This window comes from Halomonas sp. 7T, from assembly GCF_025643255.1.
In the GTDB taxonomy this organism is placed as follows: Bacteria; Pseudomonadota; Gammaproteobacteria; order Pseudomonadales; family Halomonadaceae; genus Vreelandella.
Genome location: NZ_CP087112.1, coordinates 135,751 through 149,699, shown reverse-complemented (window position 1 = coordinate 149,699; position 13,949 = coordinate 135,751). Strand labels below are relative to the sequence as shown.

The following is a 13,949-nucleotide window of genomic DNA, read 5'->3' as shown; positions in this document are numbered from 1 at the left end:
CATTAAACAAGCGTCTAGCGGCGTTTAAAAGCACTCAAATCCTGTGGGTCAAAGCGATTAACCTGCTCTGGCAGGCCTAACTCTTCACGCTTGATTTTTATCTGCATCTTTTCAGCCAGCCGCTCGGCATCATCGTCGGTAGTACGACCATTTAACTCAGCGAGCTGCGTCATGCCCTGGTGGTAAAAAGTCACGATATCCAGCGCTACACGATTATTCTCCTCTACCCCTTTACGCAGGGGCTTTAGGTAGCCACTAATATGCGAAAGATGATGTTTGAGCTGCCAGACGTAGCGCATTTCTGTCATCCAGGGCCGGTCACGCAGTACCGCGAACATCGCGCTAGTGGCTAGCAACCCGAGCAATACGCCAAGGGCATTCATCCAGAAACTGCCGCCAAAGGTGGCGGCTAATAGCATCGAAAACAGCAGACCAAACACGACTAGCTGACCCGCCATCGCGATACTGATCATACGCGCTTTGCGACGGTAAGCATCGGGACTGTGCTGCTCAAGGGTGAAAGCCATGGCCAACCTCATTATCAATAGAAGCTTCTTATGATACGGAGCTGGCCAGGGCAAACAAGAGGCGATCGAGGATGGTGAGCACGTATGCTCAAATAACGCGGCCTAACGCATTCGCTCAGCGGCGGTTTTTAGCAGCCGCTCCGTCGTCTCCCAGCTCACGCAGGCATCAGTTACCGACACCCCGTAGCGCATACTGTTGGGTTTAAGCGCCTGTTTACCTTCGTGTAGATAGCTTTCGAGCATCAACGCGACGACGTTGGCATCGCCCGCGTTGCGCTGGGCAAGCACATCCAGCATTACCTCGCTTTGGCGGCGATGATCCTTACGCGCATTGGCATGGCTGCAGTCCACCATCAAGCGCGGGTTTTGACCGGCTTTTTGTAGGGTATTGACCGATGAGCGCACATGGTGGGCCTGGTAATTCGGCTCGCCGTGGCCGCCACGCAGTACAAGGTGAGTATGAGGGTTGCCAGCCGTCTCCTGCATCACTGGACGACCTTCGCTATCAATCGCAAACCGCTGGTGGGAGTGGGCCGCTGCCTGCATGGCATCAATCGCTACCTGCACATCACCGCTTGTCGCATTTTTGAACCCCACGGCAGCGCTTAAATCGCTGGCCAGCTCTCGGTGCAGCTGGGATTCGGTCGTTCGCGCTCCGATAGCGACCCAGCTCAGCAGGTCATCCAGGTAAGGTGCCAGCATAGGCTGCAAAAGCTCGGTGGCCACCGGCAGGCCCCGTGCTGCGACGGCGTGCATTAACTCTCGAGAGAGTGCGAGACCCCGCGACATGTCGCCGCTACCGTCTAAGTCCGGGTCATAAGCGAGCCCTTTCCATCCCACAGTGGTACGGGGTTTTTCCACATAAACACGCATGACCGGCAGAATATGCTCACTGATGTCATCGCTCAGTGCTGCTAACCTGTCGGCGTACTCAAGGGCTGCATCGGGATCATGTACAGAGCACGGGCCCACTACAACCAGGAGGCGATTGTCTTGACCATTCAGTACACGCTGAACGGCGAGGCGCTGTTGGTTAATTTGCTCACTGAGTGGCGCACTAACGCCTATACGGCGGCGAAGCTCTGTAGGCAGCGGCAGTGGCTGGGAAGACCCCACCGGCGAATTTGTTAATGGCGACAGCGGTGACTTTAAAGGGCTGGCATGGGCATTCATGTTTATCTCTCCGAAAGCGTATGACATCGCGTATGACTACCTGTGACTAATGGGCCACCCAAGCAGGCACGGTCGGAGGTGGCAGCTTGCACCGACCGCGCGCCGCTAAATCGCCAGCCATAGCCATAGCCGAGATAGCAAAGGGCGATGGAAGGGGCGATAGCGTGTGCGCGGTAAGACATGGTGCAGCTCCTTGATGAATGTTCTGTAGACGTTTTGAGAGGCTTGAAACCAAAGAAGCCTCAGTTGGGTTACCAACCGAGGCTTCTTTGCATGCGGCAGGCAACCAAGGTGGTGTGCCTGTTGGCGCGACGTTACTGGTCGGCCATGGGCACACCGTGGCTAAACCAATAACCTGCATAAGCAAATGCAAACGCACTTACACGCACAGCGGGATATGCGCTAACGGCCGTTTCCGGCTTGGCGGCAAGGCGCTGTGTAGAAGGTGCGTTATACATAACAGTGTTCTCGTTTAATGAGTTCGCCAAAAGGGCTAGTGCTTAATCCTGCCTGCATATGCGCAAAATGGCAACTATCAGCCGCTAAATGCTTGTACCCAGCCAATCGTTGCAGGTAGTGCGCTCATACTCACCAGCACTACAACGCCCAGCACAATGGCAAGCAAACCAGATTCATCTTTAAAGTTGTCGTCATGATCGGCCATAAAGCCTCCATTTATTAAGGTAGAAATTTACCGAGACAGAGATAGCGTAGGGTGGTGGGTCATTTTATTGAGGCCGCGGAGCGTAGGCAAATACATCTGAAAACATTCGCTCACTGCTGACCCCAAGGCGCTCCAGCACATCAACACAGGCGTATACCATGCCCGGCGAGCCCGACAGGTAAATATCACAGTCGCTGGGCGTAATGGGCGTATTGGCAAGCTCGCTCTCCAACACTAAATCTACGCGGCCCTGATGATGAAAAATACGCTCGCCCTGCGCGAGGGGTTCAGTTAGCGGAAATTCCGTCACTGCTTGAAAGGACACATTGTCGTGTTGCTGCGCCCATTGAGTCGCTAAGCTTTCAGCATAAAGATCGCGATGCTCACGCGCTGCCCACCAAAGTGAGATAGGCCGCTCGGGCTGGCTCTGCAGGGCGGCTTCCATAATGGCTTTCATTTGAGCAAAACCGGTGCCAGCAGCAATCAGCAGCAGCGGGCGCTCACCCTCCGAACTCAACACACACTCGCCGTTGGGCAGCCGTACTGTTAGCTGGTTGGCCACTTGCAGCAGGTCACGCAAGCGCGCTGAATTATCGCGTTCTGGCCAGTGCTGAATATGTAATTCAATGGTGCCATCACGTCGGTCGGCGCTGGCAATGGAAAACGGCACCCACGTTTCGTCGTCTAGCTTGAGCTCTAGATACTGCCCTGGTGCATGCTGCATGGCTTCAGCGCGCCCTTCAACGGTCACTCCAAATACGTCAGGATTTAAATCCTCAACGGCGGTGACTTGGCAGGTTAGCGTTTTGCACGTTAACGTCGTTGCGCTCATTAAAGCCTCTTTGTGGAAAGTCGTTTGGCCCGCGACACCGAACTAGCTGTGGCGAGATGCGGGTAACGGAATATCGATGCCCAACTCATCCCAACGCGCGTCGACCCGCGTTTTCACCGCTTCATCCATCACAATCGGCGTGCCCCATTCGCGGTCGGTTTCGCCAGGCCATTTATTGGTCGCATCCAGCCCCATCTTGGACCCTAGCCCCGAGACAGGCGACGCAAAATCGAGATAGTCGATGGGGGTGTTTTCCACCATGACCGTATCCCGAGCCGGGTCCATCCGGGTGGTGATCGCCCACATGACATCTTCCCAGTTACGCGCATCCACGTCGTCGTCCAGCACAATGACAAACTTGGTGTACATAAACTGACGTAAGAAGCTCCAAACGCCCATCATCACGCGCTTGGCATGCCCGGGGTACTGCTTTTTCATCGTCACCACGGCCATACGGTAAGAGCACCCTTCTGGCGGCAGGTAGAAGTCGACAATTTCGGGAAACTGCTTACACAGAATGGGCACAAACACTTCGTTAAGCGCAACGCCTAGAATGGCAGGCTCGTCGGGTGGGCGGCCGGTATAGGTTGAGTGATAAATAGCGTCGCGGCGCATGGTCATCCGCGTCACGGTGAACACTGGGAAGTGATCGACCTCATTGTAATAACCGGTATGATCGCCAAACGGTCCTTCTGGTGCCATATCATCCGGGTAAATAAACCCTTCAAGAATAATCTCAGCAGAGGCTGGCACTTCAAGGTCCGCGTGGCCACATTTCACCAGTTCAGTGCGTGAGCCGCGCAGTAGCCCGGCAAAGGCATATTCAGAGAGCGAATCGGGCACGGGAGTCACGGCACCCAAAATCGTGGCCGGGTCAGCACCTAACGCGACGGCGACCGGAAACGGCTCGCCAGGATGGGCTTTTTGAAACTCAAGAAAATCCAGGGCACCACCGCGATGGGATAGCCAACGCATAATCAGGCGGTTTTTGGCGATTTTCTGCTGGCGGTAAATCCCCAAGTTTTGACGCTTTTTATGCGGACCTTTGGTGATCACCAGCGGCCAAGTAACGAGCGGTGCTGCATCGCCAGGCCAGCAGTGCTGAATGGGTAAGCGACCGAGATCCACCTCATCGTCTTCATACACGACATCCTGGACAGGCGCACGCTTAACACTCTTTGGCCCCATGCTTAGCACTTGTTTGAAGATCGGCAGCTTGTCCCAGGCATCTTTCAAACCTTTAGGCGGATCTGGCTCTTTTAGGAACGCCAGCAGTTTGCCCACTTCACGCAGCGCTTCTACTGAATCCTGCCCCATCCCCAGCGCCACCCGTTTAGGCGTACCAAACAGGTTGCCTAACAGCGGCATATCGTGGCCCTTCACATTCTCAAATAACAGTGCGGGGCCACCGGCACGCAGCGTGCGGTCGCAGATTTCAGTAATTTCCAGGTAAGGGTCAACCTCAGCGCTAATTCGCTTAAGTTCACCCTGCGCTTCAAGCGCCGCAATAAAATCGCGCAAGTCGTGGTACTTCAAGGCTCTCTCCTCAAGGTACTTGCCCTGGCTGTCAGGCGTTAAGCTGCTAGTGCCTGAACGTAATGCCGCACCTAACGGCGCTTCATCGCTTCAAAGAACTCCAGATTCGTCTTGGTATCTTTCAGACGATCGATTAAGAACTCTGTTGCTGCTGTGTCTTCCATAGGGTTGAGCAGCTTGCGCAGAATCCACATGCGCTGCATCTCATCTTCAGAGGCCAGCAGGTCTTCACGGCGTGTGCCGCTGCGACGAATGTTGATCGCCGGGAATACGCGCTTCTCCGCCAGCTTGCGGTCAAGGTGCGCTTCCATGTTGCCGGTACCCTTGAACTCCTCGAAGATGACCTCGTCCATTTTCGAACCGGTATCAACAAGCGCAGTGGCAATAATCGTCAGGCTGCCGCCCTCTTCGATATTACGCGCCGCACCGAAGAAGCGCTTTGGTTTCTCAAGCGCGTGGGCATCTACACCACCGGTCAGTACTTTGCCGGAGCTAGGTACCACAGTGTTGTATGCACGGGCCAAACGTGTGATGGAATCAAGCAGAATCACCACGTCCTTTTTGTGCTCAACCAGACGCTTGGCCTTTTCGATGACCATTTCGGCCACCTGCACGTGGCGGGCCGGTGGCTCATCAAACGTAGAGGCAACGACTTCACCGCGCACGGTGCGCGACATCTCGGTCACTTCCTCAGGGCGCTCATCGATCAGCAGGACAATCAGATGACACTCTGGGTTGTTGCGCGTAATCGATGTCGCGATGTTCTGCAGCATCAGTGTCTTACCCGCTTTCGGCGGCGACACCAGCAGGCCACGTTGGCCTTTACCGATCGGCGCAGTCAGATCGATGATCCGAGCGGTAAGGTCTTCGGTTGAGCCATTGCCGATTTCCATACGCATGCGGTCGTCTGGAAACAGCGGCGTTAAGTTCTCAAAGAGAATCTTATGCTTGGCGTTTTCAGGACGATCAAAGTTAATCTGGCTAACTTTGAGCAGCGCAAAGTAGCGCTCACCTTCTTTTGGCGGACGAATTTTGCCGGAAATGGAGTCGCCTTTACGCAGATTGAAACGACGAATCTGTGACGGCGATACGTAGATATCGTCCGGACCGGCGAGGTAGGAGCTGTCGGCGCTGCGCAGGAAGCCAAAACCATCCTGGAGGATTTCCAGCACACCATCGCCATAAATATCCTCACCGCTTTTAGCGTGCTTCTTGAGGATGGCGAAAATGATGTCCTGCTTGCGCGAGCGGGCTAAGTTGTCGATCCCCATGTCGCGGGCGATATCGAGCAGCTCGGGAACGGGTTTTTGCTTGAGTTCAGTGAGATTCATCGGTGTGTTAGAAAGTTGCTCATGAAAGCTGGGCGCCAAGCGCCGGGAATAAGACAGGAGGCGTGGTTATTCCGCCGAGTGATGCGTTCAGAACCCATCTAGGCACACGCTCGAATACTGAAAGCTGGGCAGTCAAAAATCAGATACCGGATAAGAGATGAGGGCATCAATGACTGCTTAGCGAGAGGGTGCTAATAAACTAGTTAATCTGATCGGCAAAGAAAATGCTGTTTCAGCGGGTTATCTGACGACTTTGACATCTGGCTGATGCCATCTAGGTACGTACTGCTTGGAATAACCGAGTTACTGTGCTTGTTAGGTTACTACAAGTGTTAAATAAGCTAACAAGCTAGCTCGGATCAAGCCAGTAGCTCGATGGTAGTCAAGGGCTGCGATAAACGCAAGCCTTTGGCAATTGACAATCGTCATAGGGCGCCGCAACCTTGGCATAGCCAACACGAAGGATAGCTCATGCCCAAGGACATTTCACTCCCTAGCACTGCGATAAAGGAAGACATTGACCATGGTGATCCGCAGCGTTTGGCTGCCATCGACCTAGGCTCAAACAGCTTCCATCTGCTGGTGGCGAACTACCAAAATGAACGCTTGCAGGTGGTCGCCCGGCTAGGAGAAAAAGTACAGTTAGCCGCCGGACTAGATGACCAAGGTTATCTCAGCGAAGCCGCTATCCAGCGGGCGCTAGACTGCTTAGGCCGCTTTGCGCCCTTTTTAAAAGACATTGAGAGCGCCAACTTGCGCATTGTGGGCACCAATGCGCTGCGCGATGCCTATAATAGTCAAACCTTTATCGAGCGCGCCGAGGCACAGCTAGGCCACGCCATCGAAATTATTGCCGGGCGTGAAGAAGCTCGCTTGATTTACTTAGGCGCCGCCCACGCATTAGCGGAAAATGGCCGCAGACTCATTGTGGATATTGGCGGCGGCTCTACCGAATTCATCATTGGTGAGTCCTTTGAGCCTAAAGCACTGGAAAGCCTGCGCATGGGCTGTGTCACCTTTACCCGCCGCTTTTTCCCTGACGGTGAGCTAAGCGAAAAGCGCATGCGCCGCGCAGAGCTAGCGGCGCTGTCGGAATTAGCCAATATACAGCGCCCCTACCAGCGCCTGGGCTGGGATGACCCGGTGGGGTCCAGCGGCACTATTAAAGCGGCGGCAAGCGTTATCTTCGCTTACGGCGACAGTACGCAGGAAGGCGTTATTACCCGTAGCGGGCTGAAGAAACTCCGCGAGCGGCTGCTCAAATATAAGCAGCTGGAGAAAATTGAGCTGGATGGCTTAAAGCCTGATCGTTCAAAAGTCTTTCCGGCAGGCGTGGCCATTTTAAGCGCTGTATTTGAAGCTTTCGACCTCACCCAGATGCGCTTTGCCGACGGCGCGCTCCGTGAAGGCGTGTTATACGATATGGCAGGACGCAACAGCGCTGAGGACACCCGTTCTAAAACGCTGGAAATGCTCAAACGGGTTTACGATGTAGATACGCGGCAAGCCGACAACGTCGCCGATACCGCTATGCGACTCTTTGCCAACGTAAAACAAGCATGGGGGCTAACAAAGCCTCAAGGACATTATCTTGCGTGGGCAAGCCATGTGCATGAAATTGGCCTGGCTATTTCCCACAGTCAGTTCCATCGCCACGGTGCTTACCTACTAGAACACTCTGACCTCGCCGGTTTTTCGCGCCCAGAACAGCGATTACTGGCGTTTTTAGTACGCGCCCACCGACGCAAATTCCCACTCAAAGAGTGGCAAGCACTCCCTGACTCGCAACAGGCAAGCTATGCCAAGCTTGCTCGCTTGCTGCGCTTGGCGGTACTGATTAACCACTCACGTCCAGAAAGCGCGCCGCCGCTACCAGACATTAGCGCAGAAGGCTCAGCGCTCACTCTGACGCTGCCTGCAAGCGATGAACCCACCCTGCTCAGTACTGATATGGAGCAGGAACAGGCGTATATGGCAGGCGCCGGGTTTACGTTTACCGTACTGGAGTAGCCACAAAGCGACTCCCGGCCGCTTGCCACAAAACCTGGTCAGGCGGCTGAATAACGCCAACGCACGCCTCGCCCTCTAACACCACGATTAGACGCTGACGCTCCCAGGGCGGCAGCTCGCTCTCTTGTAGCAGCCGTTTTAAATCCCGACGGCCACGGCCAGGAAGATCAATAACCTCACCGCCTTGGCGCCAACGCAGCATCAACGGGCGAGACGTCGGTATTGAAACCATCAGCTTGCCTAGGGGGGTGGAAAGTCCTGGCTGACCATCCCAAACCGTTTCCCAGTCAGGCAGCGGTGGCAAGATGGTCATAAGATAGAGCCGCTGACGCCATACCCGCGCCTCAACACCTTCCCAAACCACCTTCACCTGGGCATCGGAGGAAACCGCCAGCTGCGCCAGCAAGCTCTCCAAACGTTTTTGCGGCGGGGTGGGTAAACCTAACTGTTGGCAGAAAGTACGCACCAGCAAGCGCTGGCGGGGCGGACTGCGCTGGTTAAGCGCAGCAGCATTGAGGCAGCTGTCTCCCACAGAGAGACTTGCCAACTCGCCCGCCGCATATTCCTCCAGAAGCTGGTCCGCTTCTCCGGCGTGCTGAGCACTTTTTGCCAGCGAGCTTGCAGTGCTTGGCCAGCGCGCTTGGAGCTGCGGCATCACGTAGTGGCGCAGACGATTGCGGTCTAACGAGGCATCTAGGTTGGTGGGGTCTTCACACCACTCAAGCGCTAGCTCCTTAGCAGTCTCCGCTAACGTGCGCCTACTAATACTTAACCAGGGGCGCAGCAGGGTTAATCCTTGCCAATATCGCCGATAAGGCATGCCCGCTAAACCGCGGATACCACTGCCCCGCAGCGCCGCTAGCAGCAGAGTCTCCGCCTGATCATCCTGATGCTGGGCTAACCAAAGCGTATCACCGTGGGGAATCGACTGTTTGAAGGCGCCGTAACGCGCCTGCCGCGCGGCACCCTCAACGCCCTTGCCTTGGCTATCCACCACCACATGAGCGACGGTCAGCGGGACACTGAGGTTATCACACAGTAACCGGCAGCGTGTTTCGAAGGCGCTAGCGGCTGCTTGTAGCCCATGATTGATGTGAATCGCACGCAGCGGGCGCCCTGCAGCTTGGCAAACGTGGGCCGCTAACGTGAGCAGCAGCGACGAATCCAGCCCGCCAGAAAGCGCTACCCAAACAGTACGCCCCGGCGGGGTCTCCGCCAGGGCGTCATTTAGCAAGCGTAGCAGTGGCTTAGGCAGCGGGGGCGCCATAACTCATCAAACGCTGGTAGCGGCGCTCAAGCAGCGCATCGGTATCAAAGCTTTGTAAACGCTCAAGACTGGCTGACAAAGCGTCTTTAACCCGCTCAGCCGTTGTGAGCGGGTGGCGGTGAGCGCCCCCTAATGGCTCTTTGATCAGCGCATCGACAAAGCCCAGCTCTTTTAATCGCTCGGCGGTTATGCCCATGGCCTGTGCTGCTTCGGAGGCTTTTTCCGCACTCTTCCAAAGGATAGACGCGCAGCCTTCGGGTGAGATTACCGAGTAGGTAGAGTACTGCAGCATATGCAGCTCATCACATACACCGATTGCAAGCGCGCCTCCAGAGCCACCCTCACCAACGACAGTGGAGATAATCGGTGTTTTCAGTCGCGACATCACAGCTAGGTTATACGCAATGGCTTCTGACTGACCGCGCTCCTCAGCATCGATACCCGGGTAAGCGCCAGGCGTATCGATAAACGTCAGAATCGGCATCTTAAAGCGCTCGGCCATCTCCATTAAACGGCAGGCTTTACGATAACCTTCTGGGCGCGGCATGCCAAAGTTGCGGCGCACTTTCTCTTTAACATCACGGCCTTTTTGATGGCCGATAACCATAACCGGCGCATCGTTTAAGCGTGCGATACCACCTACCAGTGCCGCGTCATCGGCAAAATTACGATCGCCGTGCAGCTCGTCAAAATCGGTAAAAATATGCTCAAGATAATCCAGCGTGTAAGGGCGCTGGGGGTGGCGGGAAATCTGGGACACCTGCCAGGGCGTTAAATCCTTGAAGATCGATTCGGTTAACTTGCGGCTTTTCTCTTCCAGCCGAGCGATCTCATCGGAAAGATTCACCTGGCTATCGGAGCTGACCAAACGCAGCTCTTCAATTTTTGCCTGGAGTTCCGCAATGGGCTGTTCAAAATCGAGGTAGTTAGGATTCATCGGCTCTGCCTGATCAAAGTAGCATGCATATGTAATAAGAAAATAAAGAGCATTATCGCACCCTGTCCCTGGCACGCAAGTTGGGTACCCGCCCTACCGCCATTTAACCGGGCACTATCTATCCACAAGCGCTAGCGATAGCGCAGTTGCACGCCTGCCTGCCCTTGAACATCGCGCAGCGCTAGCAGCAAGTCATCGCTGGGGGACACCTTCCACTCATCGGCCAGCTCCAGCCACGCCACCGCCTCTGGATGGCGGTACTGCAAACGCACCGGTAAGCCTGTTTCATCTCGGTAGGGAGTCAGGCTTTCTCGCAGGCTTTCCACCAGCCGACCGTTGATCTGACCGGCATCTACTGCCAACTCTACTGCTTGCCCATAGCGTATACGTGCCGTCACCATGGGCGTTACGTCTTTGCCGCGCAGGCGTAATCCACCAGAGAAGTCATCATTGGAGACTTCCCCTTCAACAATCACCACCTGATCAGACTCAATTTGACCACGCAACTGTTCGAACAGCTCACCAAACAGCGACGCTTCGATGCGACCGGTACGGTCATCCAAGGTAATAAACGCCATGGTATCGCCGCGTTTGGACTTCATTGTGCGCATTGCCACGACCAATCCCGCTACCCGCTGCGGCTCGCGGGAAGGTTTTAGGTCGCTAATCCGAGTAGAGACAAAACGCTTTAGCTCCCGCTCATATTCATCAATCGGATGGCCGGTCAGGTAGAGGCCCAGGGTATCTTTTTCCCCTGAGAGCCGCTCGCGGTCAGTCCACTCGCGCACGTGGCGATACTCAGCATAAGGATCTACCGGCTCCTCAGCCTCTGTGAACGCCTCGCCGAACATATCCATCATGCCCAGGTTCTGGTTAGCATGGTTTTGGGCCGCAGCTTTTAGGGCGTCTTCCATGGCGGCGGCAAGCACTGCCCTGTTAGGCCCTAACGTATCTAGCGCCCCTGATCGAATCAGCGCTTCCAAGGTGCGCTTGTTCATCCGTTTAGGGTCTAGGCGGCGACAGAAATCAAACAAATCCTTGAAGGGGCCATCCGCATTGCGGGCTTCAACAATGGCGCCAATCGGCCCTTCACCGACACCACGTATCGCGCCCAGCCCGTACACCACACGGCCCTCGGTATCGACGGTGAACCGGTAGCCACCGACGTTAACATCCGGCGGGGTAACGGTGAGCTTGAGGTTGCGGCACTCTTCAATTAATGGCACCACTTTATCCAGGTTATCCATTTCCGTGGACATAACCGCAGCCATAAACGGCCCTGGGTAGTGAGCCTTCAGCCAAGCGGTTTGATAGGACACCAGGGCGTAAGCAGCGGAGTGGGATTTGTTAAAACCATAGCCCGCAAACTTTTCTACCAGATCGAAGATATTGCCCGCTAAATCCTTATCGATGCCGTTAGCCGCACACCCTTCCATAAAGCCTGCGCGCTGCTTGGCCATCTCTTCAGGCTTTTTCTTACCCATAGCACGGCGCAGCATATCCGCCTGCCCCAGCGAGTATCCCGCCATCACCTGAGCAATCTGCATAACCTGCTCTTGGTACAAGATGATGCCGTAGGTGGGGCTGAGCACCGGCTTCAACAGCTCGTGCTGATAATCCGGGTGTGGATAAGAGACTTCCGCGCGGCCGTGCTTACGGTTAATAAAATCATCGACCATGCCCGACTGCAGCGGCCCGGGGCGGAACAGGGCCACCAAAGCGATCATATCGTCTAGCGAATCCGGCAGCAGACGCTTGATCAGCTCTTTCATACCGCGGGATTCCAGCTGGAAGACGGCGGTCGTTTCAGCCCGCTTGAGCATCTCGAAGGTTTTGCCGTCGTCTAACGGAATAGCGTCGATGTTTAGCGGCTCTTGGCCGTTAACACCCCGCACTTTATCGACCATCTTAAGCGCCCAGTCGATAATCGTCAGCGTACGCAGACCGAGGAAGTCAAACTTCACCAGCCCGGCTTCTTCAATGTCGTTTTTATCAAACTGAACCACTAAGCCGGAACCATCTTCATCGCAGAGCAACGGTGAGAAGTCGGTCAGCTTGGTGGGGGCAATCACCACGCCCCCGGCGTGCTTGCCGGTGCCCCGGGTGGTGCCCTCTAGCTTGAGCGCCATCTCCCAGATCTCTTCGGCCTCTTCGTCCTTCTCGATAAACTCTTTGAGCGCGGGCTCTTGCTCAATCGCTTTGGCTAGGGTCATGCCCACTTCAAAAGGAATCAGCTTCGAGAGTTTGTCGCCCAGCGAGTAGGGGCGGCCCTGGGCGCGAGCTACGTCGCGCACCACCGCTTTAGCGGCCATGGTCCCAAAAGTGACAATCTGAGAAACCGCATTACGACCGTAACGGTCGGCGACGTACTCAATCACTTTATCGCGCTTTTCCATGCAGAAATCGACGTCAAAGTCGGGCATGGAAACACGCTCGGGGTTGAGAAAGCGCTCGAACAGCAGGTCATAACCAATGGGATCCAGGTCGGTGATTTTTTGCGCGTAGGCCACCAGTGACCCTGCGCCCGAACCACGACCTGGCCCGACGGGCACATCGTTATCCTTGGCCCACTGGATAAAGTCCATCACGATCAGGAAGTAGCCAGGAAACCCCATCTGGATAATAACGTTCAGCTCAAACTCAAGCCGATCGCGGTAGCGCTGATCGATCTCGCGGTAGGCATCGCTGTCACGCGGGTACTGCTCAGCAGGAAAAAGAAAATCCAGCCGCTCGGTGAGACCATCGTGGGAGACCTTGCGGAAAAACTCATCCTGGGTCATGCCCTCAGGAATTTCGAACTCTGGTAAGAAAATTTCGCCCAAACGCACATCCACGCTGCAGCGCTCAGCGATCATCACACTGTTTTCTAGCGCTTCTGGGATATCCGCGAACAGGGCGGCCATTTCCTCAGGGCTTTTCAAGTACTGCTCTTCGGTGTAGCGCCGTTCGCGTCGTGGATCATCCAAGGCTTTGCCTTCGCCGATCGCTACGCGGGTTTCGTGGGCCCAAAAGTCCTCACGCTCTAAAAATCGTACGTCGTTCGTGGCGACTACCGGCGTGTTTGACTCAATAGCCAGTTGAACACTCGCGTGAACACACTCCTCCTCAAGCGGCCTTCCGGTACGGATTAGCTCTAGATAAAAACGGTCAGGGAAAGCGCGCTGCCACTCTTTCAGCAACAGCCGCGCTTCGCGTTCATGCTCAGATAATAAATGGCGCCCAATCTCACCTTCACGCCCGCCAGAGAGAGCTATTAACCCCTCACTTTGATCCAGCACCCACTGTTTATCCAAGATCGCACGACCCTGGCGCTGTCCGTCACTCCACCCTTTTGAGATAAGCTCGGTGAGGTTACGGTACCCCACGCTGTCCATTGCTAAGAGCGTAATGCGGTACGGATGAGCGTCGTCATGGGGGTTGTGCAACCACAAATCGCTGCCAATGATAGGCTTGAGCGCAGCTCCTTGGGCGGCTTTATAAAACTTTACCAAGCCAAACAGATTGGCCTCGTCGGTCAAGGCCAACGCCGGCATCCCGCGCTCAGCGGTGGTACTGACCAGTGACTTGAGCTTTACCAAGCCATCAACCAGCGAGTATTCACTGTGCAAACGAAGATGAACGAACGGAACCGTCATGGGACTCTCAATAACAAGACTAGATAAATAGATGAGG

At 55.3% G+C, this 13,949-nt stretch carries 11 protein-coding genes; 1 reads left to right on the top strand and 10 read right to left on the bottom strand.

All coding sequences use genetic code 11. From position 1 onward, the window contains the following. Window positions 1–14 precede the first annotated feature (14 nt). The 7 genes from LOS15_RS00715 to rho form a co-directional block, all read right to left on the bottom strand. Window positions 15–527 (bottom strand): DUF3087 domain-containing protein, encoded by a 513-nt coding sequence (locus tag LOS15_RS00715; protein WP_263067442.1) that lies wholly within the window; start codon window positions 525–527, stop codon window positions 15–17. Window positions 528–629: 102 nt separating this feature from the next. Then, entirely contained in the window at window positions 630–1,700 is a 1,071-nt protein-coding gene (locus LOS15_RS00710) for a 3-deoxy-7-phosphoheptulonate synthase (RefSeq protein ID WP_263067441.1), read from the bottom strand. Between the two features lie 314 nt (window positions 1,701–2,014). Continuing rightward, the gene (locus LOS15_RS00705) at window positions 2,015–2,158 is read right to left on the bottom strand and encodes a hypothetical protein (RefSeq protein WP_263067440.1); all 144 of its coding nucleotides are present in this window, start codon (window positions 2,156–2,158) and stop codon (window positions 2,015–2,017) included. Between the two features lie 77 nt (window positions 2,159–2,235). Beyond that, entirely contained in the window at window positions 2,236–2,364 is a 129-nt protein-coding gene (locus LOS15_RS00700) for a hypothetical protein (protein WP_263067439.1), read from the bottom strand. A gap of 64 nt (window positions 2,365–2,428) precedes the next feature. After that, a complete protein-coding gene (locus tag LOS15_RS00695) occupies window positions 2,429–3,196 on the bottom strand; it encodes an NAD(P)H-flavin reductase (protein ID WP_263067438.1) in 768 nt (255 codons plus the stop codon). Between the two features lie 42 nt (window positions 3,197–3,238). Next, window positions 3,239–4,732 carry a 4-hydroxy-3-polyprenylbenzoate decarboxylase gene (gene ubiD / locus LOS15_RS00690; RefSeq protein ID WP_263067437.1) on the bottom strand — a complete coding sequence of 498 codons (1,494 nt, stop codon included), beginning with the start codon at window positions 4,730–4,732 and terminating at the stop codon, window positions 3,239–3,241. 71 nt (window positions 4,733–4,803) lie between these two features. Continuing rightward, on the bottom strand, window positions 4,804–6,063 hold the full coding sequence (gene rho, locus LOS15_RS00685) for a transcription termination factor Rho (protein WP_263067436.1): 1,260 nt from the start codon (window positions 6,061–6,063) through the stop codon (window positions 4,804–4,806). Window positions 6,064–6,534: 471 nt separating this feature from the next. Between rho and ppx the strand changes: the two genes are divergently transcribed. Further along, the gene (gene ppx, locus LOS15_RS00680) at window positions 6,535–8,073 is read left to right on the top strand and encodes an exopolyphosphatase (protein ID WP_263067435.1); all 1,539 of its coding nucleotides are present in this window, start codon (window positions 6,535–6,537) and stop codon (window positions 8,071–8,073) included. Here the strand turns inward: ppx and tilS are convergent. The 3 genes from tilS to dnaE form a co-directional block, all read right to left on the bottom strand. Next, window positions 8,057–9,340 carry a tRNA lysidine(34) synthetase TilS gene (gene tilS, locus LOS15_RS00675; protein ID WP_263067434.1) on the bottom strand — a complete coding sequence of 428 codons (1,284 nt, stop codon included), beginning with the start codon at window positions 9,338–9,340 and terminating at the stop codon, window positions 8,057–8,059. The genes ppx and tilS overlap by 17 nt on opposite strands. Next, a complete protein-coding gene (gene accA / locus LOS15_RS00670; protein ID WP_263067433.1) occupies window positions 9,321–10,277 on the bottom strand; it encodes an acetyl-CoA carboxylase carboxyl transferase subunit alpha in 957 nt (318 codons plus the stop codon). The genes tilS and accA overlap by 20 nt, the downstream gene beginning before the upstream one ends. A 131-nt stretch (window positions 10,278–10,408) precedes the next feature. Next, window positions 10,409–13,912: a DNA polymerase III subunit alpha gene (gene dnaE / locus LOS15_RS00665; RefSeq protein WP_263067432.1), complete on the bottom strand. Its 3,504-nt coding sequence runs from the start codon at window positions 13,910–13,912 to the stop codon at window positions 10,409–10,411. Between the last annotated feature and the right edge of the window lie 37 nt (window positions 13,913–13,949).

Bases quoted from the DNA above. Each gene is read 5' to 3' on its own strand.
- LOS15_RS00715 (WP_263067442.1), bottom strand. From the start codon at position 527: ATGGCTTTCACCCTTGAGCAGCACAGTCCCGATGCTTACCGTCGCAAA.
- LOS15_RS00710 (WP_263067441.1), bottom strand. From the start codon at position 1,700: ATGAATGCCCATGCCAGCCCTTTAAAGTCACCGCTGTCGCCATTAACA.
- LOS15_RS00705 (WP_263067440.1), bottom strand. From the start codon at position 2,158: ATGTATAACGCACCTTCTACACAGCGCCTTGCCGCCAAGCCGGAAACG.
- LOS15_RS00700 (WP_263067439.1), bottom strand. From the start codon at position 2,364: ATGGCCGATCATGACGACAACTTTAAAGATGAATCTGGTTTGCTTGCC.
- LOS15_RS00695 (WP_263067438.1), bottom strand. From the start codon at position 3,196: ATGAGCGCAACGACGTTAACGTGCAAAACGCTAACCTGCCAAGTCACC.
- rho (WP_263067436.1), bottom strand. From the start codon at position 6,063: ATGAATCTCACTGAACTCAAGCAAAAACCCGTTCCCGAGCTGCTCGAT.
- ppx (WP_263067435.1), top strand. From the start codon at position 6,535: ATGCCCAAGGACATTTCACTCCCTAGCACTGCGATAAAGGAAGACATT.
- tilS (WP_263067434.1), bottom strand. From the start codon at position 9,340: ATGGCGCCCCCGCTGCCTAAGCCACTGCTACGCTTGCTAAATGACGCC.
- accA (WP_263067433.1), bottom strand. From the start codon at position 10,277: ATGAATCCTAACTACCTCGATTTTGAACAGCCCATTGCGGAACTCCAG.
- dnaE (WP_263067432.1), bottom strand. From the start codon at position 13,912: ATGACGGTTCCGTTCGTTCATCTTCGTTTGCACAGTGAATACTCGCTG.